The organism is Ideonella sp. BN130291, assembly GCF_036231905.1.
In the GTDB taxonomy this organism is placed as follows: Bacteria; Pseudomonadota; Gammaproteobacteria; order Burkholderiales; family Burkholderiaceae_C; genus CAMLIZ01.
In genome coordinates, this window is sequence record NZ_JAZARE010000001.1 from 532,691 (window position 1) to 558,659 (window position 25,969).

24 protein-coding genes and 1 pseudogene are annotated in these 25,969 nt (G+C 67.6%); 7 read left to right on the forward strand and 18 right to left on the reverse strand.

Annotated features, from left to right (window positions below; genetic code table 11):
- Window positions 1-318 precede the first annotated feature (318 nt).
- From VPH43_RS02485 to VPH43_RS02500, 4 genes are all read right to left on the reverse strand, one after another.
- A complete protein-coding gene (locus VPH43_RS02485; protein WP_328576061.1) occupies window positions 319-984 on the reverse strand; it encodes a DUF6602 domain-containing protein in 666 nt (221 codons plus the stop codon).
- Window positions 985-1,073: 89 nt separating this feature from the next.
- Window positions 1,074-1,838: a hypothetical protein gene (locus tag VPH43_RS02490; RefSeq protein ID WP_328576062.1), complete on the reverse strand. Its 765-nt coding sequence runs from the start codon at window positions 1,836-1,838 to the stop codon at window positions 1,074-1,076.
- A gap of 114 nt (window positions 1,839-1,952) precedes the next feature.
- A complete protein-coding gene (locus tag VPH43_RS02495; RefSeq protein WP_328576063.1) occupies window positions 1,953-2,945 on the reverse strand; it encodes a trypsin-like peptidase domain-containing protein in 993 nt (330 codons plus the stop codon).
- A 319-nt stretch (window positions 2,946-3,264) separates the two neighbouring features.
- The gene (locus VPH43_RS02500) at window positions 3,265-4,029 is read right to left on the reverse strand and encodes a hypothetical protein (RefSeq protein ID WP_328576064.1); all 765 of its coding nucleotides are present in this window, start codon (window positions 4,027-4,029) and stop codon (window positions 3,265-3,267) included.
- Between the two features lie 93 nt (window positions 4,030-4,122).
- Here VPH43_RS02500 and VPH43_RS02505 point away from each other — a divergent pair, with 93 nt between their 5' ends.
- Entirely contained in the window at window positions 4,123-5,040 is a 918-nt protein-coding gene (locus tag VPH43_RS02505) for an AraC family transcriptional regulator (RefSeq protein ID WP_328576065.1), read from the forward strand.
- Between the two features lie 68 nt (window positions 5,041-5,108).
- Here the strand turns inward: VPH43_RS02505 and VPH43_RS02510 are convergent, their stop codons facing one another.
- Window positions 5,109-5,495 carry a VOC family protein gene (locus VPH43_RS02510; protein WP_328576066.1) on the reverse strand — a complete coding sequence of 129 codons (387 nt, stop codon included), beginning with the start codon at window positions 5,493-5,495 and terminating at the stop codon, window positions 5,109-5,111.
- Window positions 5,496-5,675: 180 nt separating this feature from the next.
- On the opposite strand from VPH43_RS02510, the gene VPH43_RS02515 reads away from it, so the two are divergent.
- On the forward strand, window positions 5,676-6,236 hold the full coding sequence (locus tag VPH43_RS02515; RefSeq protein ID WP_328576067.1) for a hypothetical protein: 561 nt from the start codon (window positions 5,676-5,678) through the stop codon (window positions 6,234-6,236).
- Between the two features lie 27 nt (window positions 6,237-6,263).
- Here the strand turns inward: VPH43_RS02515 and VPH43_RS02520 are convergent, their stop codons facing one another.
- From VPH43_RS02520 to VPH43_RS02570, 11 genes are all read right to left on the reverse strand, one after another.
- Window positions 6,264-6,821, reverse strand: a complete 558-nt coding sequence (locus VPH43_RS02520; protein ID WP_328576068.1) for a hypothetical protein — start codon at window positions 6,819-6,821, stop codon at window positions 6,264-6,266.
- A gap of 35 nt (window positions 6,822-6,856) precedes the next feature.
- Window positions 6,857-7,519 (reverse strand): response regulator transcription factor, encoded by a 663-nt coding sequence (locus VPH43_RS02525; RefSeq protein WP_328576069.1) that lies wholly within the window; start codon window positions 7,517-7,519, stop codon window positions 6,857-6,859.
- A gap of 2 nt (window positions 7,520-7,521) precedes the next feature.
- A complete protein-coding gene (locus tag VPH43_RS02530; protein ID WP_328576070.1) occupies window positions 7,522-9,129 on the reverse strand; it encodes an ATP-binding protein in 1,608 nt (535 codons plus the stop codon).
- Window positions 9,096-9,962 (reverse strand): ROK family protein, encoded by an 867-nt coding sequence (locus VPH43_RS02535; RefSeq protein WP_328576071.1) that lies wholly within the window; start codon window positions 9,960-9,962, stop codon window positions 9,096-9,098. Before VPH43_RS02535 ends, VPH43_RS02530 begins: the two co-directional genes overlap by 34 nt.
- A 10-nt stretch (window positions 9,963-9,972) precedes the next feature.
- Window positions 9,973-10,896, reverse strand: coding sequence for a glycoside hydrolase family 16 protein (locus VPH43_RS02540; protein ID WP_328576072.1), 924 nt, complete (start codon window positions 10,894-10,896; stop codon window positions 9,973-9,975).
- The gene (locus VPH43_RS02545; protein ID WP_328576073.1) at window positions 10,893-12,206 is read right to left on the reverse strand and encodes an MFS transporter; all 1,314 of its coding nucleotides are present in this window, start codon (window positions 12,204-12,206) and stop codon (window positions 10,893-10,895) included. Before VPH43_RS02545 ends, VPH43_RS02540 begins: the two co-directional genes overlap by 4 nt.
- 359 nt (window positions 12,207-12,565) lie before the next feature.
- Window positions 12,566-14,053, reverse strand: a complete 1,488-nt coding sequence (gene nagZ, locus VPH43_RS02550) for a beta-N-acetylhexosaminidase (protein WP_328576074.1) — start codon at window positions 14,051-14,053, stop codon at window positions 12,566-12,568.
- Window positions 14,050-15,060, reverse strand: coding sequence for an SIS domain-containing protein (locus VPH43_RS02555; protein WP_328576202.1), 1,011 nt, complete (start codon window positions 15,058-15,060; stop codon window positions 14,050-14,052). Before VPH43_RS02555 ends, nagZ begins: the two co-directional genes overlap by 4 nt.
- Window positions 15,053-16,171, reverse strand: coding sequence for an N-acetylglucosamine-6-phosphate deacetylase (gene nagA / locus VPH43_RS02560; RefSeq protein WP_328576075.1), 1,119 nt, complete (start codon window positions 16,169-16,171; stop codon window positions 15,053-15,055). The genes VPH43_RS02555 and nagA overlap by 8 nt, the downstream gene beginning before the upstream one ends.
- A complete protein-coding gene (locus tag VPH43_RS02565) occupies window positions 16,168-16,911 on the reverse strand; it encodes a GntR family transcriptional regulator (RefSeq protein WP_328576203.1) in 744 nt (247 codons plus the stop codon). The genes nagA and VPH43_RS02565 overlap by 4 nt, the downstream gene beginning before the upstream one ends.
- Window positions 16,912-16,916: 5 nt before the next feature.
- The gene (locus VPH43_RS02570; protein ID WP_328576076.1) at window positions 16,917-17,795 is read right to left on the reverse strand and encodes a BadF/BadG/BcrA/BcrD ATPase family protein; all 879 of its coding nucleotides are present in this window, start codon (window positions 17,793-17,795) and stop codon (window positions 16,917-16,919) included.
- Window positions 17,796-18,022: 227 nt separating this feature from the next.
- Here VPH43_RS02570 and VPH43_RS02575 point away from each other — a divergent pair.
- Window positions 18,023-18,610 (forward strand): annotated as a pseudogene (locus VPH43_RS02575) (hypothetical protein); the annotation flags it as partial.
- 11 nt (window positions 18,611-18,621) lie between these two features.
- On the opposite strand, the gene VPH43_RS02580 reads toward VPH43_RS02575, so the two are convergent.
- Entirely contained in the window at window positions 18,622-20,715 is a 2,094-nt protein-coding gene (locus VPH43_RS02580) for a hypothetical protein (protein ID WP_328576077.1), read from the reverse strand.
- 502 nt (window positions 20,716-21,217) lie between these two features.
- Here VPH43_RS02580 and VPH43_RS02585 point away from each other — a divergent pair.
- From VPH43_RS02585 to VPH43_RS02600, 4 genes are read left to right on the forward strand one after another with little or no spacing between them, the layout of a single operon-like run.
- The gene (locus VPH43_RS02585; RefSeq protein WP_328576078.1) at window positions 21,218-22,801 is read left to right on the forward strand and encodes a DUF1800 domain-containing protein; all 1,584 of its coding nucleotides are present in this window, start codon (window positions 21,218-21,220) and stop codon (window positions 22,799-22,801) included.
- A 17-nt stretch (window positions 22,802-22,818) separates the two neighbouring features.
- Complete coding sequence (locus VPH43_RS02590; RefSeq protein WP_328576079.1) at window positions 22,819-24,033, forward strand: DUF1501 domain-containing protein; 1,215 nt, start codon at window positions 22,819-22,821, stop codon at window positions 24,031-24,033.
- 46 nt (window positions 24,034-24,079) lie between these two features.
- Entirely contained in the window at window positions 24,080-24,673 is a 594-nt protein-coding gene (locus VPH43_RS02595; RefSeq protein ID WP_328576080.1) for a helix-turn-helix domain-containing protein, read from the forward strand.
- Complete coding sequence (locus VPH43_RS02600; protein WP_328576081.1) at window positions 24,670-25,197, forward strand: GNAT family N-acetyltransferase; 528 nt, start codon at window positions 24,670-24,672, stop codon at window positions 25,195-25,197. The genes VPH43_RS02595 and VPH43_RS02600 overlap by 4 nt, the downstream gene beginning before the upstream one ends.
- 4 nt (window positions 25,198-25,201) lie before the next feature.
- Here VPH43_RS02600 and VPH43_RS02605 read toward each other — a convergent pair whose 3' ends face one another.
- Window positions 25,202-25,933, reverse strand: coding sequence for a BON domain-containing protein (locus VPH43_RS02605; RefSeq protein ID WP_328576082.1), 732 nt, complete (start codon window positions 25,931-25,933; stop codon window positions 25,202-25,204).
- Window positions 25,934-25,969: the final 36 nt, after the last annotated feature.

The following is a 25,969-nucleotide window of genomic DNA, read 5'->3' on the forward strand; positions in this document are numbered from 1 at the left end:
GTGATTTGCAGACTTTCGCATCCATGACACTTGGCATCCTGTGTAGTCAACCGTCAGGCTAGACGTCCTGGGATAGATGCGAGCAATCGTTCCAGGGCCGTGCGACTCGCTTGCACTAGCTGGACGTACAGTGACATCGCAGTTCCGGCCATGGGGTCGGCGCTCCGCCAGCGCCGATCCCGTCGCCACAATGACACGACCGGCGATCGGTCTGGTGATGTGCATAGTTCGCTGAACGTTTGACATGAGCGGCGACCGGAAACCGGCGAAGCTTGCTGGGAGACGTTCGCTCGATGGAAGGTTTTGGCCTCACCGCGCCTACTGAACATAGTGCTGCAAATCGGGTCGGGCAGAAATAAGCTGACGAAAGAGCACATCAATCGAGAGTGCCAGCGCATAAAGGCCGGTAGGTCCACTTGCAGTCATCCCGAAGCCTACGAAGCAGCCGGACTGGATGACCAGTGCACCGTCGGGGCGATCGGCTTCAGCGGTACTAGATAGCCTGGCAGCCAAACCTTCCGTGGTGCTATGGCCAGCGTAGCCAACGGCGATGACAGGGATGTAGTGTGTTGGATCAGAGTCACCAGCAATCGTGACCGCATTGAGGTTCCTCCGCAGTCGCTTGACAGCCGCTGTCGTTCCAACAACTTCCGACCATTGACTTTGCAAGTCTGACTTGACTTCGACTACCGCAGCAACTGACTCCGCGAGCAAGAGCCGTTGGCTGGCGTTAGGCATTGGAAAGCTCGGCGAGAACCCAAACTCAATCGCGATGTCGACTTGACCTGAGATGTTCCCTTCAGCATCAGTGATTGCGCCGCTTGAGAACCGTCTATGCGCCGGAAATATCTTCTCGAGGAACTCACGCAGGAACGTCTCTCGCTCGGCTCCAGCCACCGCGGAAGGTAAGCCGACTGACCCCGACTTGTGTGCAAGCAAGACCTGCTGGATGGCAGTCAAGCGCTGGAGCAGGTAAGCGTTCACCATGAATTGTCAGACTTAACGTGCGACATGAATGACATGAGCGTTTGACTTGAGCGGCTTGCCGAAGCGAGGTCCGCTCGAAGGAAGGGTTATGCCGCAATCGCATTGATGCTTCGGAAGCGCTGAATGCCAATGCAACTGATGCGGTGGTTATGACCGGCCTGGATTGACTTGAGGCCAACGCGGGAGGCGTAGGAGGTGACAGCGGTTGCCAGATCTTCGTGCATGAATCGATGGAGAGCAAGCATTTGACTATTCACAAACTCACTGATCTGCGTGAGAGCCATCTGCGAGCGCCCATCAGCTGTCGGTTCCGAGCGTTCCGTACCTGCCGCGTTCACCAGCGCGAACGAAGGAATGGGCGTTTCGAACACGACAACTTTAGATTTGTAATGGACCACGTTGTCTCGGTCGTTCGCGAGACGCGCCATCCATTTCGAGGCGCTTGCGAAAGCCTCTGCAAACTCCGGGAAGGAGTCGGAATTCTTTGAAAGGTATTGGGCCAATGTGAACACAGACATCTCACGGTTCTTCGGATGAACACCTCCAGTGAGTCCTTTGAAGCCCCTGAGGCTGCTGGGCATGATCTGTCTGATAACAAACGCCACATCGTTCATCACGATCCGAAAGCGAATGATGTAGTGCTCAAGATCAGCGTCAAGGAACAGGCGATCTTCACGGGACATGGCAAGGGCCAAGAAGACCCGTTCGTAACACCCAAATAGGCGCGTGAGGGACCAGAACAGCGTGCCGGTGTCGAAGTGCCGAATGTTTCCGTGCTCGCCGAAGCCGATGGCATCCAACGATTGAAAAAGAGGGACATGGAGCGAGTGAGGGCTATTTTCTTGCGCCATAACGTTTGAGCATTGCGACGCCTCCGGTATGGCGCTTGGCCTGGGAGGAGCGAAGTTACAGCGAGCGCCGCGGGGGCCAAAGGCCATGCTGGTCGAGGTCGCTCGAGCAAAGGGTTAGGTTCCTGGCACTCCGCCAAACTGGATTGCTTGTTCCCCTTGCGCACCAGTAGTGAAGCCGATGTGCTCAACGCCGCCAACCGGCATTGGGATTTCCCCGCTCGCGGCCATCTCCAGAAGCGTTCGAGTCTTGGGTTGCCCAATGTGCTCCGGCAAGGAGAGGCCCAACGCCGGCCAGGTACAGCCGATGATCGATTCACCAGCCACCGACTGGTTAATGCGAGCTTCGTCGGAGGATGCGTCTGCGCATACGACTCCACAAGCCGCTACGGTTGTCCCAGGTTTCGGGATGAAAAGATAGCCACCGCTCATCCCGGGCTCGGCCGGAATTGAGGTTGTGAAGCAGGGCCACCTGTACTGCCGAAGGCCGCGAGGAAACACACCCGTGACCACGCCGAGTCGGATGCTTACCCGCCTGGAAACTATGAGGACTTGGCCTTGACCCGTGCGATCGCTCGGCGGCTCTGACTCGCCGACCTTCATTTCGTCGATGGCAACCATCTGAGCCGGATCTCCGACGCTCGGAAGCTCAGTATGGAAGGGCACGGAACGCGGATCGAATGGAGGAGGTTCGCGCTCCTGCGGTCCGATGGCGCAGACAGCGACATCATGGCTAGCGTTGTAGCTGGCGCAGTGAACGTCCAGAAGTCCAGCGCTGCGGCCGTCAACCCAGACCGCCTTGAGATGTTCCGGGCTCAGAGAAACGTTGATTCTGTCCGGTACGAAGATGGCAGACGGTGAACTTGTGCGACCAAGGCCCTGGAACTGAGAAACGCCCTCAGTCAGCACGTGTTTCGCAGTGGCGACCAGTGCGAGACCGGGGTCGCCCGCGATGACAAATCCGGTTCCAGCCAAGCGGGGCATTCGTTCACGATCAAATGCAAGGAACGCGACCAGTGTTGGTTTGAGGCGTTCGACTTCGGCCGGATTTGCACTTGAGACTTCAATCCATGCGCGGCGTTCGGGATCTCCGTGGACAAAGGGCTGCATTGCGAGGCCTAACGAATGAGAGGGACTTCCCGGTCCCAAACTGCCGTGTAGCGGCGACCGGCAGCGAGTGCCACGATGGGGTTGCGATATCTCATCAACTCTCTCGAAAGGGGAGGTCCATGTCATTTTGGCCGTCGGCATGGATCGCGCCAAGCAGGTTTTTCGGTGCACGCCGTGGAGGGGTAGCAAGCCGGTTTTTGGTTGAGCCGGCGACGCCGCGCGACAAGCTACTCGCCCTAGTGCCCTCGGCGTCAAAGCGCCACCTCTGAGAGTGGAACGGGTGTCCCCAACGCCCTGCCCGAGACACCCACCACAGCCGCTACTCCCCCACCTTCCCCGGCAACGACAAATTCCCCGACGCCACCTTGAACACATCCACCACGCACAGCAGCGGGTTGTGCACGCTGGCGTTCACCCGCAGCGCCGCCGTCACGCCATCAAACCCCGCGCTGGTGACCACGCCGATGTCGTCAAACGGCACGCGCACTTCCAGCGTCTTGCCCTGAAAGCTGGGGCTCCAGCCGGGGCTGTCGATCAGGATCGGCAGGCCGGGCCAGGTCTTGGGCAGCTTGGGCTTGCTGCCTTCGGGGATGTCCACCACCTTCAGCGCGCCGTTGCCGCAGGCGGCGTCGGGTTGCAGCACCACCCAGTGTGAATGCCACACGTTGCCGTCGTTGGCGCGGTCGCCGTCGCCGTTTTCGTCGAACAGCGGCGTGTCGTCGAAGTCGGGATGCGAGGTGACGGCAAACGCGAGGATGCCGCTCTTGGCCTCGAAGCCCACGGCCGACGGGTCCATGCTGGTGGGCCACACGTAGGAGAACACGCTGCTGCCGGCCAGCTTGCCGGAGGGCGTGGGCCGGGTCGCGCCCGCCTTGCCGGACACGGCCATGTGGAACACCGCCACCTTGCCCTCGGTGGTGATGCGGGTGTGGAAGATGTCGAAGGCCGGCTTCACGGCGGGCGCGGGCTTGCTCTGGATGCCGCCCGTATGGGCGTGGGCCGCAGGCCCGTGGGCTTGGCTGGTGGCCCCGGCGAGGGCGAGCGCCAGCGCGAGGGTGAGGCGGGTGGCGGGGATGCGGTTCATTCGATGGCTCCTGTGGGTTGATTGGGCTGCAGTGGCGATCACTCGCCTTGCAGCGGCCCACGCAGTGTGCGGCGGCCTGCGCTACGATTCGGTATGGTTCGTCCAGCAAACACATCCAATCGTCCAAGCGGCGCCAAAGCGCCCCCGCCCAGCGTGGACCGCTTGTCCTCGCTGCTCGAACGCTTCCGCGTGCGCGCCCACCTCTTCCACACCGGCCCCTTGTGCGGCGTGACGCGCTTTGCGGCGGAGCCGGGCCGCGGCTTTCTGCATGTGATGCGCCGGGGCGAAATGGTGGTCACGCATGCAGCGCGCAGCGGTGCGCCGCGCCGGCTGACCGTGGCCGAGCCCACGCTGCTGTTCTATCCGCGGCCGCTGGCGCACCAGTTCCACAACGCGCCGGCCGAAGGCGCCGACTTCGTCTGCGCCACGCTCGATTTCGATGGCGGCGACAAGCATCCGCTGGCGCGTGCGCTGCCGCCGCTGGTGCGGCTGCCGCTGCGCGCGGTGGCCGGCTTGGAGCACACGCTGGCGCTGCTGTTCGCCGAGACCGAGCAGGTGCGCTGCGGCCATCGCCTGCTGGCCGATCGCCTGTTCGAGGTGTTGCTGCTGCAGCTGCTGCGCTGGCTGCTGGACCATCCGCAAGAAGGCGGGCTCTCGATGGGCCTGCTCACCGGCCTGGCCGATCCGCGCCTGGCGCGTGCGCTGGTGGCGCTGCACGACGCGCCGGGCGAGGCGTGGAGCCTGGCGCGCATGGCGCAAACGGCCGGCATGTCGCGCAGCGCCTTCGCGGCGCACTTCAAGGCCGTGGTGGGCGAAACGCCAGCCGACTACCTCACCCACTGGCGCCTCACCATCGCGCAGGCGCAGCTGCGCGAAGGGCGGTCGGTGAAGGTGGTGGCCGATGCTTTGGGTTATGCCAATGCGTCGGCGCTGTCGCGGGTGTTCACGCAGAAGACGGGGCGCTCGCCGCGCGCCTGGCTGGGCAGCCTGGCGGAGGCGCAGCCTGCATGAGCCGCCGGGCCGCTCCCAAGGCGAATACCGCAGCCCGCAGGGCGGAGGTCGCCCTATGAGAGCGCGGCTTACGGCTGGCGCGCGTAGCTCTCGGTGAGCATCTCCCACTGGTGGCCGTCGGGCTGGTTCCAGTAGACGATGCGCCCGCCATGCGCGGTGTCCACCTGGTGGTCCACCGGCCCATGCACGCTGCTGCGATAGGCGATGCCGGCCGCCTGGATGCGCTGCAGGATCGCATCGAAGGCGGCAGCGTCCACGCGGAAGCAGTAGTGGATGAGCGGCAGCGGCTCGGGCCACTCGTCAAAGTCCAGCGTGAAGCCGTCATTCACGTACACCGGCGCAAACGGGCCGATGCCGGTGGCCGACCACGGCACACCGAGCAGCCCAGCCAGTTGCCGTGCCGCGGCCACCTTGTCGCGCGCCGGCACCATCAGGTGATCGAGGTGGATCGTCATCGGTCGCTCCTGTTGCCAGCCCCCATGGTGCCACCCCGCGGCGGCGCAGCCCGCAGCACCCACGGTATTGCGTTCCGATACTCCACTGGCCCGTGATTGAGCGCCACGCCGAACTCGCCGATCCTCGCGCCGCGGCAATGTGCCCGCGCCTTGAAAGCCACCGTGAGTTCGATGCATCTTTTGCGTTCCCCGATCTCCACCACCCGACGTGTCGCCTGTGCCTGTGCACTGGCGGCCGCCGCACTGCAGGCCTGCGTCGTGGTGCCGGTGGACCCGCGCACCGGGCAGCCCTACCCCGCCACGCCGCGTGACCCGATGGGCCAGGCGCCGGTGACGGTGATCGCGCCCCCCGCGGCACCAAGCGGCCAGCCACCGCAGGCCAGCCTGATGACGGCCCGCCTCTACCCGCTGAACACGCAGGCCAACCAGGGCGGGCTGCTCACCGCGACAGTGATCGACAACCACACCGGCCGCGGCAGCTTCTCGCTGGTGTACCTGGGCGACACGCTGCAGGGCGAAGCCACGCGCGTGGACGGCAGCTACAGCGCCTTCGGCCGCCTGCACAACGAGGTGCTGGGCGTGGCCCCGCGCGGGTTCAGCGGCCGCCGCGGCATCGCCAACGCCTACGGCAGCAGGGGCGTGAACGCGCAGTGCGAATACGTGCTCAGCGGGCCGGCGCAGGGCACGGGTGTGTGCCTGTTCTCCGACGGCGCAAAGTACCAGATGCACTTCGGCGCTTGACGCCTCCGCGCCCGGGCGCGGCGTTGGTCAGGCTTTGGGCGCCGCCGGCGCGGCCGGCGCGGCGCAGCCCACCGCCTGGCCCAGCCCCTTGAGGTAGGCGCGGCGGATGGTGCCGGCGGCAATGGCGGCTGCCACGTCGCGCGAGTACTTCTCGGCGCCTGAAAGCTTGCGCACCCAGCCGCGGAAGGGCACCACGCCTTCGGCCGCGCCGCGCAGCGCGCCCACGGCCGCGTTGCCCACGGTGCTGGCGCCGCGTTCAATGAGGCTGGGGTTGGCTGCGCTGGGCGGCACGTCGAGGTCAGCCCCCAGCACCGCATCAAGCGCCTGTACTTGCAGCGCCAGCGATGGGCAGGCCATGTCGGCCGGCGGCGCATAGGGCGCCTTCTGCGCCGCCGCCAGCACCGGCGGGATCTCGGCGCGCACCAGGTTCAGGTCGTTCAGCGGCGTGACGGCGGCCTGGCCGATCTGGTCGGCCGCCGCGGACCCGGATGCGGGCGCAACGGGGTTGGAATCACCGGTGGTGGTGGCGCAGCCGGCCAGCAGAAGGGCCAGCACGGCGCAGGGAAGAACAAGCGGTTGAGTCATGGGCCGGCAGGGTAGCAGCGTTGCTGCTGCCACCGCTAACCCTGCCACACGCTCAGTGGCACTTCCCGCAGTTTGGCCGCCAGCTCCATGCCGGTGCGCACGTTGAACTTGTGGCAGATGCGCAGCCGGTGCGCTTCCACCGTCTTGATGCTGATCTGCAGCTGGTCGGCGATCTGCTTGCTCAGCCGCCCGGCCACCATCTGCGTGAGCACCTCGCGTTCACGCGGCGTGAGGCCGGCAATCTCCTGCAGCAGCGCCTCGCGCGAGCCGTGCAGCGCGCGCGCGCTGCGGTCGGCGGTCAGCGCCTTGCCCACCGCGTCCACCACGGTGCGCGGGTCGGCCGGCTTCTCGAGGAAGTCGCTCGCGCCCTGCTTCAAGGCCTGCACCACCATCGGGATGTCGCCATGCCCGGTGAGGAACAGCACCGGCGGCAGGTAGGCCTGGCGCTCGCGGGTGCGGCGTGTGAGCTCGTCATAGAGCTCCAGCCCGCTCATGCCGGGGATGCGCACGTCCAGCACCAGGCAATTGAAGCGGCCGGGGTCGGCGCCTTGCAGAAAGTCCACCGCACGCTCGAAGGCCTCCGAGGCCCAGCCGCGCGTGTCCAGCAGCATGCCGAGCGAGCGGCGCACCGCGGGGTCGTCGTCGACGATGGCCACGCAAGGGGTGGTGGGGCTGTCCAGCGGCAGGGTGTTCATCATGATCAAACCAGCGCAAGGGTGGATCGGGGCAGGCGCACGCACACACGCGCGCCGCCGCCGGGGTTGGCTTCGGCCCAGAGGCGGCCGCCATGGCTTTCCACCACGGTGCGGCAGATGGCCAGGCCCAGGCCCATGCCTTCGGGCTTGGTGGTGTAGAAGGCCTGGAACAGGCGCTCCGGTTGCGCGATGCCGGGGCCGCGGTCGGCCACGCAGATGGCCACCGCCTCGCCGTCGTCGGCCACCTGCACGGTCACCGCGTCGTCGGGCGGCGTGGCGGCCTGGGTGGCCACGGCCTCCAGCGCGTTGCGCAGCAGGTTGAACACCACCTGCTCGATCATCACCGCGTCGCAGTCGATCTGCGCGCTGCGGTCGCGCGCGTCCACCTTGATGCCCACCTGCAGCCGGCGCGCCAGCGGCTCCAGCAGCGCCAGCGGCTCGGTCAGCAGGTCGGCCACCGCATGGCGGCGGTGCTCCACCTCGCGCTTCTGGATGAAGCTGCGCAGGCTGTGGATGATCTTGCCGGCGCGCTGCGCCTCCTCGCCCATGCGAGCCACGGCGTCCTCGGCCTTGTGCTTCAGCGGCGGGTCCTGCGCCAGGCAGGCACTGGCCACGGCGGAGTAGTTGGCGATCGCGGCCAAGGGTTGGTTGAGTTCATGCGCGATGCCGGAGGCCAGCTCCGCCAGGCTGGCCAGGCGGGCGGTGTGCTGCAGCAGCTCGTCGCGCTCGTGCGCCATGCGCGCCGCGGCCGCCCGCTCGCGCAACCAGCGGCGCAGCAGCTGCAGCAGCCACACGAGGGTGACGGCCAGCAGCGCGGCCGCGGCCGCCAGCCCGGCCAGCAGGCCACGCGGCTGCGCGTGTTCGTGCAGGCCGGCTTGCAGCGCCAGGCCGCTGTCGGGTGGGCCGAAGGTGAGCGTGTGCTGCTCGGGCGCCGGCTCGGCCGCGGCCACGTCGGTGGGGAACAGGCGTTTGTGGTTGCGGTCGACCAGGCTCAGGTCATAACGTTGCACGAACCACCACGGCACCTCCAGCTCCAGCAGGCGGTCCAGGTTGTAGGTGGCCAGCACGGCGCCCTGGGCGCCGGCCTCGTCGAGCAACGGCACCACCAGCACCCACAGCGGCGCCCCTTGTTCGATGACCTGGCTGTAGACCGGGCGGCGCAGCGCACGCGCCTGCACCAGCGCCGCGCCGATCAGCGGGTCGGTGAGCGGCGGCAGCTGGCTGGGGCGCTCGGTGTAGTCCGGCAGGCCGGTGATGCGCTTGCCGGCTGCGTCCACCTGGTCGATGGCGAGCAGTGCGCGGTGGTCCTTCATCAGGCCGGCGATGCGCTCGCGGAATTCGGCGCCGGTGGCCTGGCCTGCGCCAGGCGCGGCCAGGTCCTCGGCCCAGTTGACCAGCATGCGCTGGTGCGTCTCCAGCGTGCGCTGCAGCGTCTGCTCCAGCCACAGCAGGTCCAGCGTGAGGCGGCGCGCCTGGGCGTCGCGCTGGTCGGCATACCACCACCAGCCGAGCGTGGTGCAGACAAACAGGCCCAAGGTCAACGCCAGCGACACCGCCAGCCACGGCCAGCGGCGCTCAATCAGTTGGAGTGTGGACCGTGCGGTTGTTGCCATGCCAGCGCTGCCGCCCCGTACAGACCCGCGTCCGCACCCAGGGTGGCTGGGATGATTTCATGCTGGTACAGCGCTGGCAATCGGTGGAATTCTTGGCGCAGGCGCGGCAGGTAGCCCGGCCGCAGGCCCAGGCCGCCGCCCAACGCGGTGCGCTGGATGCCGAGCATCACGCTCAGGTCGGCCAGCTTGTGCGCCAGCAGGCGGATGCCGTGGCGCAGCAGCTGCTCGGCACGCACATCGCCCGCGTCGGCCGCGTCGCACAGGGCCTTGGCGTCGGCCCAGCCGTGCTGCCGCGCGATGGCGCCCAGGCCGGTGCCCGAGGCATGCGCCTCCAGCGTCTGGCCGTCGGGCGCGAGCGTTTCGCCGAGCTCGGCGTCCATGCCGTTGCCCGCGAGGTGCAGCCGCCCGCCCAGCACCAGGCCGGCGCCCACGCCGGTGGACACGGTGACGAAGAGGAACTCGCTGCAGCCTTGGCCCGCGCCGAAGCGGTATTCGGCCCAGGCGGCCGCACGCGCGTCGTTGAACACCTGCACCTCGCGCCCGAGGCGCTGCTGCAGGCGCTCCGCCAGCGGAAACGCCGACCAGTCGCGCAGGATGTCAGCGTTGTGGGCGGTGACCGCGCCACCGGGCAGCACCTGGCCCGCCACGGCCACGCCCACCGGCACCTGCAGCGGGTGCAAGGGCTGCAGCAGCGCCACGAGGGTGTCGACCATCGCCTGCGGCCCCATCTGGCCGGGCGTCGGTTGGCTGGCACGCCAGGTGATGCGGCCTTGCTCGAACAGCGCGGCGCGGCTGTGGGTGCCGCCCACGTCCAGGGCGATGACCGGTCCCAACGCTGGCGCGCTAGAAGTCACAGCTGGAGGCCAGCGGCGGATTGGCGGGCGGCACGCCGTCCACCTGCGCGGTGCCGGCCTGGCGGTAGGCCGCCACCGCGGCCTGCACCTCGGCGGTGGACAGCACCTGGCCCTTGGCGTGGAACACCCAGTCCACGTCCTGCTGGTAGGTGCGCGGTGCGGTGCTCTTCGCCAGCCCGCCGGGGGAGAACCACAGGTTGAAGTTGATCGACATCGGCGACACCGGATAGTTGCGCCCGCCGTGTTCGTCCAGCGCCTCGCCGTCCAGGAACCAGCGCGTGCGGCCGCCAGCCGCCTGCATCAGGAGCACATGCCAGCCCTCCACCGAGCGCTGGGCCTGCAGCGTCTGGTTGTACGAGGTCCAGGGCTTCAGGCGCACGGTCTGCCAGCTCACGCCGTACAGCCGCGTGCGTGCATCGCCCCAGCCGCCGTTGGGCAGGTATTCCCAATCGAGCTCGCTGTACTCGGGGTCGAAGTCGAAGCGCAGCGGCGTCACGGCGTAGAAGGTCTGCACCACCACGTCGCCGTCCGGACCCTCCACCGGCGCATCGCTGAAGCGCACGCGCGCGGCGTAGGTGCCTTCGAGGTACTTGCGGGCGTGGCACACCTGCGCCTGGTGCGTGCCCTTCGGCGTGCCGTCGGTGCGGGCGTTCAGGCGCAGCAAGCGGTTGCCGGGCTGTTCGGGGTCGTCCACCAGCCGCACCGTGTCGCCGCCCCAGGCCGCACCTTCGATGCCGGGGTGGCCGCGCTTGTCGCGCACGGTCCAGCCGCTTTGGGTGAGCGTTGCCAGGTCCCGCTGGCTGAAGTCGTCGAAGAACACCGCCGCGGGCTCCGCCGCCGTCACCGCGCTGGCCCACAGCGCTGCCAGCACGCCGAGCAACAGCAACCAGCCGGCGAAGCGCAGGCCCTTCATGCTTCCACCGGCCGCGCGTTGGGCTCCTGCTGCCGCGTGACCTCTTCACCCGGAATGCGCACGAAGCGTGACAGCAGCAGCACCGGAATCGCCGACACCAGCACCCAGAGGAAGAAGCGTTCGTAGCCCAGCGCGGTCTGGATGTCCCCGCTGATCGACTTGAACAGCACCATGCCCAGCTGCATCACGCCGGTGCCCAGCGCGTAGTGCGCTGTCTGGTACTTGCCCACCGCCACCACCTGCATGATGAAGAGGATGACGCCCACGAAGCCGAAGCCGTAGCCGAACATCTCCAGCCCCAGCGCGGCGGAGATCACCGGCAGGCTGGTGGGCAGCGCCACGCCAAGGAAATAGAACACCGCGTTGGGCAGGTTGAGCGCGAGGATCAGCCACAGCATCGCGCGCTTCAAGCCCAGCCACGAGGTGAAGTAGCCGCCCAGCACGCTGCCCACCAGGAAGGCCGCGGTGCCCACCGTGCCATACACCAGGCCCACTTCATCGGTGCTCAAACCCAGCCCGCCATGGTCGCGCGCCTCGCGCAGGAACAGTGGCCCGATGGTCTGGATCTGCCCTTCGCCGGCACGGAACAGCACGATGAACAAAATGGCCAGCCAGATGCCGGGCTTGCGGAAGAACTCGACGATCACGTTCTTCAATGTGTCGCCGATGTCCGCGCTGCCCGCCTCGCGCACCACGTTGCGGGTGCCAGGCAGAGCCCAGGTGTGATACAGCGCCAGCGCGGCCATCATCACACCGAGCAGGCCGAATACGATGGACCAGGCATTGGCCACGCCCAGGCGCTTTTCGAGGTAGCCCGCCAGGATGACGAGGCCGCCGAGCGCCACGAACTTGGCCGCGTTGAAGAAGGCACCCTGCCAGCCCGCATACGCGGCCTGCTGCTTGTTGGACAAGGCAGCGATGTACAACCCATCCGCCGCAATGTCGTGCGTGGCCGATGCCAGCGCCACCAGCCCGAGCACACCAATGCTGATCGCAAAGTAGCCGGGCAGCTGCACGCTCAAGGCCACCAGCAGCAGGCAGGCTCCGCCGATCGCCTGGAACACCACCACCAGGTGCTTCTTGCTGCGCGCCGCTTCCAGCAGCGGGCTCCACAGCGGCTTGAACACCCACGCCAGCCCGAGGATGCCGGTCCAGCGCGCGATGGTGTCGTTGCTCTCGCCCAGGCTCTTGTACATGAGCCCCGCGATGAGCGCGACCGTGTAGAACGGCAGTCCTTCGGCGAAGTACAGCGTCGGCACCCAGCTGATCGGCGAGCGCTTGAGTAGTGGCGTGGTGTCGGTGCTGCTCATGCCGGGTCTCCTGATCTCAGTGTTGTGTCGTGTCGAACGGCTGCCACACTCAACCGGTGGCGCATGCTGCGGGCGGTGGGTAGCCCACTTCGCTCATGTCCCCCGGGCCGGGCTGCGCCCGCCCCTCCTCCTTTACTTCGCTACGTGGGCCACCCACCACCCTTGCCACCCCGCCGCTCGTGGGGCGGGCCGATGGACCGCCACGGTGGTGTGGGATCGGGACGGTGGGGCGTTCTGCGCAGCGAAGTAAAGGAGGAGGTGACGGCCGGAGGCCGGCGCCGGGGGACATGAGCGGAGCAGAGCGCCCCGGCGGCCCGATCCAGCGCTCGACAGCTCGTACGAGGCCGAGTAGTTGCATATCAACGCGCCAAAGCCAGACGCACCGGCGCACGCCCCAAAGCCTGCCCACGCCCTTCCAGCCAGGCGCGCACGGCTGCGAGTGCTCCGGGTGCATAACCCCAGCTCACCACCGCGGGCGCACGAACGTCCAGCACCTGGAAGGGATTCCACAGTGCCAGGTGCAGCTCGGGCCGCCAGCCGCGCGCGGCCTCGCCATACCGTTCGCGCAGGTTGGAGGCGATGATGTTCTGGCGCCCGTCCTGTGGCACCGTGTCCCATGCCAGGTCGTGCAGGCGGTCGAGCTGCACGATCTCGGTGTCGGGGAATTCGGTGAACAGGGCGGCCACGTTGTCGCCGGACAGGCCGGCCTCGGAAACGCCGTCGCTGGGCACGCCGCGCTGGGTGAAGACACGCAGGCGCTGGTCCTTGCGTGGCGGGCGCGCTGCGCCGACCGTGCTCAAGCCTTGTGCCCAGGCGCGGCGCATCAAGGCGTCGTCGTCCTCGTGCTGCTCGGTGGTGTAGGGGCCGGGCTGCACCGGGTAGCGGGCGGCCAGCGCGTCCAGGCGGTTGCAGGAGCGCTGCAGTTGCGGCGCTGTCAGCGCGCCGCTGTCCAGCGCGGCGGCAATGGATTGCACGGCGGCGAGCTGGTCTTCCTGCGTGCCGAGGGCCATCACCATGTCGGCACCGGCTTGCAGCGCCAGCACGGCGGCGCGGTGGTGGCCGTAGCGGTCGTGGATGGCCTTCATCACCAGCGAGTCGGTGATCACCACGCCGTCGTAGCCCCAGTCGTCGCGCAGCAGCTGGCCCAGCACTTGCCTGGACAAGGTGGCGGGGTGCTCGGCATCGAGCTGCGGGTAGACGATGTGCGCGGTCATCATGGCCGGTGCCTCGCGGCGCAGCGCGCGGAAGGGCAGCAGCTCCAGCGCTTCGAGCTCTGCCAACGGCTTGTCCACCACCGGCAGGTCGCGGTGGGAGTCGACGTGGGTGTCGCCATGGCCGGGGAAGTGCTTGACGCAGCAGGCCACGCCTTCGTGCAGCGCACCGCGCATCCAGGCGCCGGCGAGGCGCGCCACCTGCTTCGGGTCTTCGCCGAAGCTGCGTTCGGCGATCACCGGGTTGGCCGGGTTGTTGTTCACGTCCAGCACGGGCGCGAAGTTCCAGTTGAAGCCCAGCGCACGCAAGCCGCGCGCGGTGGCCGCCCCCACGCTTTCTGCCAGCGCCGCATCACCCACCGCACCGAGCGCCATCGCGGCCGGCGGCTGCGGCAGGAAGGTGGCGCGCACCACCGAGCCGCCTTCCTGGTCCAGGCCGATCAGCGCATGCGGGCCCATCACCTCGCGCAGATCCGCCGTGAGTTGCCGCACCTCGGCCTCGGTGCCCAGGTTCCAGCGGAACAGGCACACCGCGCGGATGCGGTGCTCGCGCAGGAAATGCGCTTCCTGCGCATCGAGCCGCTTGCCCGCGATGTTGACCATCACGAGCTGGCCTGGGCTGACGGGATGGCTCATTGCGTGCGGGTCACTTTGGCCAGGTGGCGCGGTTTGTCGGGATCGAGGCCGCGCGATTGCGCCAGCGCCTCGACCATCGGATAGAAGCTCTGCACCATGCTGATCGGGTCCAGGTCCTCCGCGGCGGTGGCCACCACCGGGAGTTCGGCGTCGGGCGTGCCGCGCGGCGCAGCCACCAGCACGCGGGCACCGCGGCGGCGCATTTCTTCGGCCAAGGTCAGCAGCCCGGGCTGCGCCGGCCCGCGCGGCGCAAACACCAGCAGCGGATAACCCTCGTCCACCAGCGCCATCGGCCCGTGTTTCACCTCGGCGCCGGAGAAGGCCTCGGCCTGGATGCCGCACACCTCCTTGAACTTCAGCGCCGCTTCCATCGCGATGGCCAGGCCGGTGCCGCGGCCGATCACGAACAGCTTGTCGGCGCCGGCGAGCGCCTGCACCGCGGGCGACCAGTCCTGCGCGGCGGCGGATTCCAATGCGTCGGGCAGGCGCTCCAGCGCGGCTTGCAGTTGCGCGTCGTTCTGCCATTGCGCCACCAGGCGCGCGCCTGCCACCAGCTGCGCGATGTAGCTCTTGGTCGCGGCCACGCTGGTCTCCGCACCGGCATGCAGGGCGAACAGCCATTCGGCGGCCTGCGCCAGCGGCGAATCGGGATCGTTGACGAAGGCCACCGTGCCGGCGCCGCCCTGGCGGAAGAAGCGCATGGGCGCCACCAGGTCGGGGCTCTGGCCCGACTGCGAAAACGCGAACGACAGCAGCCCTTCGCATTGCAGGCGCGACTGGTACAGCGTGACCAGCGACATCGGCAGCGAGGTGACCAGCCGGCCCAGGCGCGCCATCACCAGGTAGGCCATGTAGTGGGCCGCATGGTCGGAGCTGCCGCGCGCCACGGTGAGCATGGCCTGCGGTGGCTGGGCTCGCAGGGCGGCGCCCAGCGCGGCGTTGGCCTCACGGTCGTTGGCCAGCAGGCGGGCCACCGCCTTGGGCGCCTGGCGCGCCTCCTCAAGCATGCGCGAGGTCAATGTCTTCTCCTTCCACGGTCACACGCTGCAGCTGCAGCTCACGGTTGAGCACCACGGTGTCGGCAAACGACCCCGGCTGCAGGCGGCCGCGCTCGGGCAGGCCCAGGTAGTCGGCCGCATGGGTGGACACGCGGCGCGAGGCGTCGTCCAGCGCGAGGCCCAGGCTGACCAGGTTGCGCAGCGCCTGGTCCATGGTGAGCGTGCTGCCGGCCAGCGTGCCGTCGGCCAGGCGCACGCCGCCCAGGCACTTGGTGACCACATGGCGGCCCAGGCGGTAGTCGCCATCGGGCATGCCCGCCGCCGCGGTGGAGTCGGTCACGCAGTAGAGGCACGGGATGGCACGCAGCGCCACGCGGATGGCGCCGGGGTGCACATGCAGCAGGTCGGGGATGATTTCCGAGTACTGCGCATGCGCGAGCGCGGCGCCCGCCATGCCGGGGGCGCGGTGGTGCAGGCCGGTCATTGCGTTGAACAGATGGGTGAAGCCGCCCGCGCCCTGCGCCAGCGCAGCCACGCCGTCTTCGTAGCTGCCCAGCGTGTGGCCGATCTGCACCCGGAAGCCCGCTTCGCGCAAGGGGCCGATGAGTTCCAGGTTGCCTGGCACTTCGGGCGCCAGCGTGATCAGGCGGATGGGGGCCAGCGCATGCAGGCCGAGGATCTCGTCCACCGACGTGGCGCGCGCAAAGTCCGGCTGCGCGCCCAGCTTGCCGGGGTTGATGTACGGGCCTTCCAGGTGCACGCCCAGCACCCGCGCCGTGCCACGCGGGCGGCTGTGGCAGGCGGGCCCAAGCGCCTGCATGGCCGCCTCGATCTCGCCCATGGGCGCGGTCATCGTGGTGGCCAGCATCGCGGTGGTGCCGTGTTTGACATGCATGCCGGCGATGTGCGCGATGGCGTCGCCGGCTTCCATGGTGTCGGCCCCGCCGCCGCCGTGCACATGCAGGTCAATGAAGCCAGGCAGCACCAGGTGGTGCGCCTCCTGCCGCGCAGCCTCCGCGCTCACCGGCTTGCCTTCGATGCGCAGCACGCGACCGGCATCGTGCACCAGCCGCCCTTGCACAAAGCCCTGCGGCGTGAGGATGTGGCCTTCAAGAATCATGTTGTCGTCACTGAGTCGCGCCGCATCTCGGCGACAAAGCCGTAGTAGTCGCTGCGGCAGTAGGAATGGGTCAGCTCCACCGGCTGGCCGGACTCGAGGTAGCCCACGCGGGTGATGAACAGCACCGCCTGGCCGTTGGGTACTTCGAGCATGCCGGCCAGCTGCGGTTCGGCATTGAGGGCGCGGATGTGTTGCAAGGCGCGCACCGGCGCCTTGCCGCGCAGCGCGAGGTAGGCGTACAGCGATGCGTCCACCTGCAGCGGATCGGGCAGCACGTGTTCGGGCAGCACCGTCATCTCGTAGGCCATCACCACGTCGTCGGCCAGGCGCAGGCGCTCCAGCCGCACCACGCGCGCGCCGGTGGACAGGCCCAGGCTCAACTGCTCGTCGGGCGCGGCCGCGCTGATGTTGCGCGTGAGCCAGCGCGAGCTGGGCGTGAAGCCGCGCTGGTTCAGCTCCTCCGAAAAGCTGGTCAGGCGCGTGAGCGGCTGCTCGAGCTTGGGCGCGATGTAGTTGCCCGAGCCGCGCTTGCGCACCACCAGGCCCTGCTCCACCAGCTGGTCGATCGCCTTGCGCGCGGTCACGCGCGAGAGCTTCAGCGATTCGGACAGCAGGCGCTCGGACGGCAGCGCCTCGTCGGCCTGGTAGCGGCCGTCGCGGATGGCCTGCGCGAGCTTTTGCGCCAGCTGCACATACAGCGGCGACGCGGCCCGCACATCGGCGCGGAATTCGAAGGCCATCTTCTTCACCGGGCGCCGTCCAGCTGCTGGCGCACCAGATAAAGGGCGCCGTCGGCCGAGTCACCCAGCGGGGGCGTGAAACGGGCCCGCAGGCTGGGGGCGAAGCGAGGTTGGAGGCGCTGGCCCAGGCTGCCGGTGATCACCAACGGCAGGCTGCCGGACGGGTCCAGCGCATGGGCCGTCTGCTCCAGCGCCTGCACCGCCTGCTCCAGTAGCGCGGCGGCCACCGGATCGTCCGCTTCATGGTCGAACACCAGCGGCGCCATGCTGGCGTAATCGGCCTGGCCCGCGGCTTCGCTCCAGGCCAGCAGCGCTTCGCGGGTGTGGCCGGCGATGGCCCACACACTGTGCGCCAAGGGGCCGGGGGGCACGCGGCCGTCCTGGGCGCGGTGGGCGTGGCGCACGGCGCGCAGGCCCAGCCAGGCGCCGCTGCCTTCGTCCCCCACGCCAAAACCCCAGCCACCCACGGTGACCCGTTTGCCATCGGCCCGCAGGGCTTCGCCGATGCTGCCGGTGCCGGCGGCCACGACCGCGCCGGGCTGCCCGCGCAGGGCACCGTAGAGCGAGGTGCTGCCATCGTCGCTGAGCAGCACATGGCCATAAGGCGGCGCGGCCGCCACGAAGGCGTCGCAGCGGCTGCGCACATGGGCGCCGGACAAGCCCAAGCCCAAGGCGCATTCCCCAGGAGCAGCGGGCACCAACCCGGCGTTTTCGAACGCCCGGGCGATCGCACGCTGCACGTTCTGCCAGGCTTGCGCCACGCCCTGGCCCAGGGCGGAAGGGCCGGCCTCACCCACGCCGAGCACCCGCCCTCCGACCGCGGCCAGCCGCGCCCGTGTGCCGGTACCTCCCCCATCCACTCCGACGATGTACCGGATGTCCACGTGTTCTCGCTCCGCCGCCTCACGAATGATACCAGTATGGTACCAGACATACCACCCGGTCAAGTGGTATTCACGCCGCCCGCGATGCGCTGGCGTCCAGAGCGAGAGCGTAGCCTCCGACCGACATCAGGATCTGGCACGCGCATCGTTGCGACAACGGCAAGCGGCGGTATGAACCAGCGCGGCGCTAATACCAGTTTGAGACCATCATTGGCAGGGTGTACGGACAGTTCAAGCGAGCGGACGCACCGCTCTGGGTGTCGGACTTCGCCCGTGGCTCGACGTGGCAGGGCTGGCACTACGTGGCCTTCGTCATCGATGTGTGCGCACGTTGCATCGGTGGCTGGCAAGTCAGCTGGAGCGGGCGCTGCACGCGCGCCAGCCGGAGCACGACAACGGCCTGGTTCTCACTCGGACCGGGGCTCGCGTTACGTAAGCATCGGCTACTTCGAGCGCTTGGCTGAGGCCGACATCGAACCGTCCGGGGTCAGCAAAGGCGACAGCTACGACAACGCGCTGGCCGACAATCAACGGGCTCTGCAGCGCCGAGTTGATCCATCGCCGGGCACCATGAAAACCAACGACGCTGTGGAACTCGCCACCCGGCAATGGGTGGCTTGTTCAACAACCATCGCCTGCTGGAGCCGAGGCAAACTACTACCGGCACCTCGCCAGCCCAGCCACCGAGGTGGTGGCTCGACTCACATCAAACCGTCCTCCGCGAAACCTCGAGCCGTTCACTATGCGCTGACCAGCAAGGGTTGCCATTAACGCTCCGGTGTCCCGGCGGCTTGGTGCGGCGGCGATGGTGGTGACAGTTCAGGGACTAGACTTTTAGAAGAAGGATTGCGTCGTTCGACCACAACCTCACACTAGTTGCGAGACCACCATCGTTTTGGCTCGTCCCGGTGAAGTATGAGTTGTGACCGTCATCGTCTCCCAGAATCCGCCGGTACGCTTGGCCGAGAGGGGCGAGATCAACGATGGTTTGCATGGCAACAAAACCTTCGGGACGCGTGAAAACTACGTTCTGGCCCTGCTGGTTCCATTTAAGTATCACGCAAGGCGCGCCATTGAGTGTGGTAGAGACTGGTGGGGCGGAGAGCGTGAATGATCCGTTGAAAGCACAATCTGTCGTGAAGGTGAAAACGTCGCCCTTGACGAACGCGACGGAACCCGCGGAAATGGAGAACTTCACCAGCCCATTGTCATAGTTCCGTCCGACAGTCGCCGACGCTTGTAAACCTGACGCCGAACCGCGCACCTCAAAAGTAGTCGATGACAGAGCGGTCAACGTCCACACTTCAGTGACTAATTTTGGGCGTTTCACCTGCGGTCGTGAGCAGCTGCCATTGCCGGTATTGCTTGGAGAGGCCTTCGGAAGGGTAGACAAATAGCAGTCTTGGATACGGATGAAGTCATTCGTCCGCTTGCTCATGTCGGGGCCTCCGACCCACGTCAACGTCACTATGCCGTCGCGTCGCTCTAGGGTAAGAGGCGCCGCGCCTGTTCCGGCGTTGCCCATCCAGCCGCCATAGTTGCTGCTGGGGTTGAGCACAACGCAACCGTTCTCATATTTTCGAATCCACACGCCCTTGGACCAACTCGCATAGTTCTCGGTGAACGCCGGGTCTACGGGTTTGCCGATTTGAACTTCCAGTTCGTCAAACCAATAGGGCCTGTGCGCGCCCGATTCAGGATCTGGGTTCTCTGGCGTTGAGGTCGGGGTGTCGGTGATCATCGCGATACCGTCTCCCAGCATAGCTAAACCTAGGCCATAGCGGGCCTTCTGCAAGGTGCGTTCCTTCGTGTCGAGGTTACTATCAAGATAGGAACAAACGAAAACGTTCTTCAGCGCACCGTTGGCTGCTGATTTGTACAGCTTCAGTGTTGCGTTCTTGAAGTCCCTTGCATATGTGTCGACTGAATAGTTCCGCCCAGTAAGGGCTTCGATGAATGCATAGTCATACACCTTGTAAAGAGTATTGGACTCCGCGGTATTTATACGCTCTAGGCAACTGGTAAAGCGATACTGCGAACCACTGGCGATGTCGTAGTCAGCATTGGCAATTAGGCTCAGGGCCTTGGAGCGAGCCGTTGAGTCGTTGGCCTGCAGCGACTTCAGTCGATTTACATAACTTATGTAGCCCAGTCGGAAACGCGCGTTCACGCTTAGGTTTCTATCTGCTGCCCAGCTGGACGTTTGCTCGTTGGTATTTCCGTCGTAAGCGCCCACCCAGCCCTTGCCCTCGCCAGTCTTCAATAGCGCATTAGACCCATCACTGGCGCGTGCATCAGATGTACCGGGGTTGGCCCATACGTTGTCGTTGAAGGCCATATTCAGCCCCACCGACGCGAGTGGACGCAGCACGGTCTGATACCACCAGTCGGCCATTGCTTGGACCGCGGGGATCTTGTTTTGATTGACGTCCCACGCGTCATAGTTGGTGCCAGCGAGCGGCTTGGTTCGATGTTGAGGAGCGACCGGATGAAGGGGGTCCACGCCATCGCTGGTCGTTCCCGTCATGACCCACCAGCCGTTTGTGGTGAGCGTATCGATGATCGTCTGGTACTCCGCTCCAGGGTCATACATCTGGGAGAGGATGGTGTACTGACCGATCGCGATGGTGCTGCTGGCGTTGCGCAACTGCTGAACGTGCAGGTAGCCTGCGCCCCCGGGCGAAGTTCCTGCGGGCGCCTTGGCGTGCGAGGGCAGCATGTTGAGCACAACATGCGAATACTTCAAATGAAGCGCTATTGCTGCCGGCGTGTTGAGAGCACCTTTCCGGTAATCCAGAGCGGCGGCCTTCGGTCGGTCGAAAGTGGTGCCAGCAGCGCTTGAGACTCTAGGTAGCGCAAGGGAGCCTGCGAGTGCCCCGCCAGTTTGCATAAATCTGCGACGGGAGTTGTCCGTTTGCATGGGGTTCCATCCAAAAGGAGCCAAGCTTGGAGGACTCCTTCGCATTGAACAACCCGTCCCGGTTAGGGGGGCACGGGGGTATGCGTATTGCTCAAAAACGGCCCTGAATACGAACAGTTGTACGGTACGTGTTGTTGCGCATAAGCGAACGCACAAGATTCAGCGCGCATCGTCGGCGACCACTCTCCGGGTTCCTTATGTGTACCTTGATGCTGCAGCAGGTACCGCCCGCGCTGCTCCTGTTTGGTTTCAGCGGCTGGGGGTCGGGTTCTAGAGCACGTGCGCACGTGCACTGCCGCGTGTTCGGCCACTGGCTGATCGGCTACTTCTCACTGCGGCCTCGGGAGTGGAAGCCGATCTAGGTGCGCGCCGGGCACGGCGGGCCTGCCATGGGTACGCAGCGGCTGCGCGGCAATCCTCTGATGTTCTTTACACAACCCAGCGGTCATCGACCGCCCGCGCGTCGCCGTTCTTCAAACACCTTCGCTGCCGGACCGAACCGATGCCCCTGCGCCTGGCCACCGGCCGGACGGGCGTGTGCCTGTCCTTGTTGCTGCCGCTCACCATCGCACTGCTGCCCGGCTGCGCCGCACCGCCCGCACCCGGCGGCAGCGGGGTGAGCGCAGCGCAGCCACTGCGCGCCGCCACCGCGCCGCAGGACGTGGCCTGGCTGAACCGGCTCACCTGGGGTGCCAGCGCAAGCAGCCTGGCTGAATGGCAGCGCCTGGGGCGCGAACGCTGGCTGCAGGCCCAGCTGCAGCCCGGCCCGGTGGCGCCGCTGCCCGCCGCGGTGCACGCGCGCATCGACGCCATGGCGATCAGCCGCACGCCGTTGCCGGAGCTGGCCCGCAGCCTGGAAGCGCAGCGCAAGCAGCTGGACAGCATCGCTGACGATGCGCAGAAGCAGGCCGCCCGCCAGGCCTACCAGCAACAGCTGAACGGCCTGGCGCGCGAGGCGGCTTCGCGCATGCTGCTGCGCGCCATCTATTCACCGCAGCAGCTGCGCGAGCAGATGACCTGGTTCTGGTTCAACCACTTCAACGTGCACCAGGGCAAACATGCGCTGCGCGCCGCCGTGGGCGACTATGAGGAGCAGCTGCGTACGCATGCGCTGGGGCGCTTCCGCGACCTGCTGCGCGCGTCCGCGCTGCACCCCGCGATGCTGCTGTACCTGGACAACGCGCAGAACGCCGCCGGCCACTTGAACGAGAACTACGCCCGCGAGCTGCTGGAGCTGCACACCCTGGGCGTGGATGGTGGCTACGGCCAGGGCGATGTGCAGGCGCTGGCCCGTGTGCTCACCGGCCTGGGCGTGCGGCTGAACGACGAAACGCCGCGTGTGCGGCCGGCGCTGCAGCCCTCCCTCTGGCAACAAGGGCTGGTGCTGTTCCACCCCGGCCGCCACGACTTCGGCGACAAGCAGCTGCTGGGCGAGACGGTGCGTGGCACCGGCATGCCGGAGATCGGGCAGGTGCTGGACCGGCTGGCGCGCCATCCGTCCACCGCGCGTTTCGTGAGCCGGCGCATCGCGCAGTACTTCGTGGCCGACGTGCCGCCGCCCGCCCTGGTGGAGCGCATGAGCCGGCGCTTCCAGCAGACCGATGGCGACATCGCCCAGGTGTTGCGCACGATGGTGGATTCGCCCGAGTTCGCAGCCTCGTTGGGCCACCAGTTCAAGGACCCGCTGCACTACGTCGTGTCTGCCGTGCGCCTGGCCTACGACGATCAGCCGGTGCTCAGCACCGCGCCGCTGCTGCACTGGCTGAACCAGCTGGGCGAAACGCCCTACAACCACCCGACGCCGGACGGTTATCCGCTGGAGCAGGCCGCCTGGGCGGGGCCGGGACAGATGAACACCCGCTTCGAGATTGCGCGTGCGATCGGTGCCGGCAGCGCCGGGCTGTTCCGCGCCGAAGGCGCACCGCCACCGGAGCGGCTGCCGCCCCCGCAGCTCGCCTCCCCGCTGTACCGTGAGGGCATCGCACCCGCCCTGGCACCCGCCACGCGGCAGACGCTCGCCCAGGCCGGTTCGCCCTCCGAATGGAACGCGCTGCTGCTGGCCTCGCCCGAATTCATGCACCGCTGATGCACCGAGGAATCTCCATGCAACGACGCCAATGGCTGCAGCTCGGCATCGCAGGTGCTGCGGCCTCTCTGCTCACGCCCAGCACCCGGCTCTGGGCCGCCGCGCCCGGCACCAGCGGCCCGCGCCTGCTGGTGGTGTTCCTGCGTGGCGGTTATGACGCGGCCAACCTGCTGGTGCCACACGGCAGCCCGTTCTATTACGAGGCGCGGCCCAACATCGCGATCGCGCGGCCCGGCAGCGCGCCCGAAGCCGCCCTGCCCATCGACGCGCAATGGGGCCTGGCCCCCGCGCTGGCGGGCAACGTGGCCACCCTGTTCAGCAGCGGGCAGGCGACCTTCGTGCCCTTTGCCGGCACCGACGACACCTCGCGCAGCCATTTCGAGACGCAGGACCGCATCGAGCTCGGCAACGCGCCGGACTCGGGCGCGGCCGGGCGGGCCAGCGGCTTCCTCAACCGCCTGGCCGGTGTGCTGGACGCACAGCCGGGTTCGGCGATGGCATCACTGGCCTTCACAGAACAGGTGCCGCTGGTGTTCCGCGGGCCGCAGCCGGTCGCCAACCAGTCCTTGCGCGCGATCGGCAAGGCCGGCATCGCACCGCGCCAGGCGGCGCTCATCGAGCGCATGTACGCCGACACCGCGCTGGCCGGCACGGTGAGCAGCGGCTTCGAGGTGCGCCATGAAGTGGCGCGCGAGATGGCGGGCGAGATGGAAGCGGCCAACCGCAATGCGATCGGCAGCAAGGGTTTTGAAGCGGAAGCACGCCGCATCGGCCGGCTGATGCGCGAGTCGGTGCAGCTGGGCTTCGTGGACGTGGGCGGCTGGGACACGCATGTGGGCGAGGGCGGTGCCACCGGCGCCCTGGCCTCGCGGCTGGGCGAACTGGGGCGCGGGCTGGCCGCGCTCGCCGATGCACTGGGCCCAGCGTGGCAGCGCACCGTGGTGGTGGTGCTCAGCGAGTTCGGCCGCACCTTCCGGGAAAACGGCAACCGCGGCACCGACCATGGCCACGGCAGCGTGTACTGGGTGCTGGGTGGCGCGGTGCGCGGCGGCGTGCGCGGCGAGCAGCAGGCGCTGAGCGCGGCCACCTTGTTCCAGAACCGCGACTACCCGGTGCTGAACGAATACCGCGCGCTGCTGGGCGGGCTGTTCCAGCGCATGTATGGGCTGAACGCGGCTCAGCTGGAACGGGTATTTCCCGGCACGCGGCCCAGCGACATCGGCTTGCTTTGATGCGTCGGCAGTTTACTGGATGCAGATTTCCAGTAAACTGCACGACATGGACATCAACGACCGCATTGCGCGCCGGGTGCGCGAGCTGCGCGACGAACGTGGCTTCACCCTGGACGCCCTGGCCGAGCGCAGCGGCGTGAGCCGCTCCAACATCTCGCTCATCGAACGTGGCCAGAGCAGCCCCACCGCCGCCGTGCTGGACAAACTCTCCGCCGGCCTGGGCGTGACGCTGGCATCGCTGTTCGAGGACAGCAGCAGCACCCCTTCCGCCGAGCCGTCGCCGCTGGCGCGTGTGGCCGAACAACCGGTGTGGACCGACCCGGCATCGGGTTATGTGCGCCGCAATGTGTCGCCGCCGGCGCGCTCCCCCATCCAGCTGGTGGACGTGCTGTTCCCGCCCGGGCAGCGCGTCGCCTACGACAGCGCCGCGCGCGACGCCGACATCCACCAGCAGGTCTGGATGATCGACGGCAGCATGGACGTGACCGTCGGCCCCACGCAGTGGCAGCTGCACAGCGGCGACTGCCTGGCGATGCGGCTGGACCAGCCCATCGTTTACCGCAACCCCACCCGCAAGCCGGCGCGCTACCTCGTCGCGCTGGTGAACCTGCCCTTCACGCCCCCCAGGAGACAAGGATGAATGACGATGTGAGCGTGCGCCGCGTAGGCGCCAACGAAGCGGCCGCCTGCGTGGAGGCGCTGGCCGAGGTGTTGATGGATTGTGTGGAAGGCGGCGCCTCGGTGAGCTTCATGCGGCCGCTGTCGCGCGACAAGGCGATGGCGTTCTGGCGCAACGTGGCGGACGGCGTGGCGCGCAACGAACGGGTGCTGCTGATCGCCGAAGACGCCGAAGGCCAGGTGGTGGGCACGGTGCAGCTGATCACCGCGCTGCCCGAGAACCAGCCCCACCGGGCCGACGTGGCCAAGATGCTGGTGCACCGCAAGGCCCGCCGCCGCGGCATCGCGCAGCGCCTGATGGCCGCGGTGGACCAGGCGGCGCGCGAAGAAGGCCGCAGCGTGCTGGTGCTGGACACCGTCACCGGCAGCGATGCGTCGCGGCTGTACGAACGCGCGGGCTGGCAGCGCGTGGGTGACGTGCCGCGCTACGCGCTCATGCCGGACGGCACGCCGTGCGACACCACCTTCTTCTACAAGCACCTCTGAGGGTTCAGCCCGGCCGCACCTCGATGCGGTTGCGCACGTCCACCACGCCGCACACGCGCCAGGCATCCATCTCGGCCAGGCGCTTTTCCTCGTCGCGCGGCACCACACCGGCCAGCGTTACTACGCCACCGTCGCTGCGCACATTGATCTGGTCGGCATGGGCCAGGCGGTCCATCTCCAGCACCAGGCGGACGGCATCGGTGAGCTCGTCGTCGTTGTCGTCCTCGGCCGGCTCCACACGCAGCCGGTTCACCACGTTGCAGCAGCCGGGCGTGCGCCAGGCGATCGCTTCGATCATGCGCTTGTGCGACAGGCTGATCACCTTGCCTTCGAGCGTGATCTCGCCGCCTTCGCAGGCCACGCCGATCTCGCCGCTGGGCCAGTCGTGCTGCGCTTCCTGCACCATCTCGGTCTGGCCGCGGTGCTGCTGGCGCACGGTGCAGTTGTGCAGCTCCATGCACTGCTGCAGCGCATGCACCAGCGCGTCGCGCATCTCGCCATCGGGGCGGCGGTCGGCCACCAGGCGCACCCCGTCCACCACCGGGCCGTCGCCGCAGACCTTGCGCGCCAGTGCCAGCGCCACCCGCTTGGCGCTGATGCTGTCCACCTCGCCCTCGAGGCGCAGCGCCTCGCCGTCGCGCCGCACCTGGATCGGGAAGCGGCGCAGGTCGATCCGGGGGTCGGCCTCCAGCGCCGCGGTCACCTGCTGTTCGATGTCACCATCCTGAGCTGCCATGTCGATTCCTTTCATGCACTGAAGCGGGCGGACGCC